The sequence below is a fragment of the Bacillus sp. LR--39 genome (assembly GCF_053613335.1).
The window spans coordinates 1-602 of sequence record NZ_JBSIOT010001205.1 but is presented as its reverse complement, the minus strand read 5'-3'; the positions used below and the strand labels follow the sequence as shown (position 1 = coordinate 602).

At 42.5% G+C, this 602-nt stretch carries 1 protein-coding gene and 1 pseudogene; both read right to left on the bottom strand.

What is annotated here, in order from left to right; translation table 11 throughout:
* Positions 1–326, bottom strand: a pseudogene (locus tag ACWHAR_RS29450) (hypothetical protein); the annotation flags it as partial.
* Positions 327–345: 19 nt separating this feature from the next.
* Entirely contained in the window at positions 346–528 is a 183-nt protein-coding gene (locus ACWHAR_RS29445; protein ID WP_146260900.1) for a hypothetical protein, read from the bottom strand.
* Positions 529–602 lie beyond the last annotated feature (74 nt).

Genomic DNA, 602 nt, shown 5'->3' with positions numbered 1-602 from the left:
TCCACTGACGCCCAGAGATCGCCTTTTATGAAATCGGCGTCGAGGGTGACAATTTGACGCCAGGCTACTGTATCTGTTTTCCGGCGGCCGCCTTTTAAAGAGCCCCCAACAAACCCGCCAACATCTTTTATTTGGTCCTGCTGTGACTTGGACATCTTTTTATATTCTGCATAGGTTTCATTCGTGTAATTTGGTGTTGATAATTTTCTCAGCAGATCGGACCATAGCATGTCTTTATTTTTCCAACCCTTATCCCAACGGTTGCGCCCAATTGCTATGGTGATAGACCCGTCATGCTGCACTCGATTTTTTAAAGCTGTTTCCATCACCGGACACTCCCCCTTTTCATTCTGCTAAAGGTACTAATTTTCGAGGCTGTTCAAGTACGCCTTCTAAAGTATTTAAAACTGATTCAAAGCGCTCATTACCCCAGGGCCCATAAATTTTATTTTTGATGATCAAAATAAACTCAGATTCGGTCCCGATGCAGCCAAAATCCCCAAGTGAATAATTTTTAATAATAGCCATCACTTACCATCCCTTTCTATCCATTCGTAATATTCGACTTCCTTTTTCCTCACTGAGAATAAAAGCCCGAACAC

Bases quoted from the DNA above. Each gene is read 5' to 3' on its own strand.
- ACWHAR_RS29445 (WP_146260900.1), bottom strand. From the start codon at position 528: ATGGCTATTATTAAAAATTATTCACTTGGGGATTTTGGCTGCATCGGG.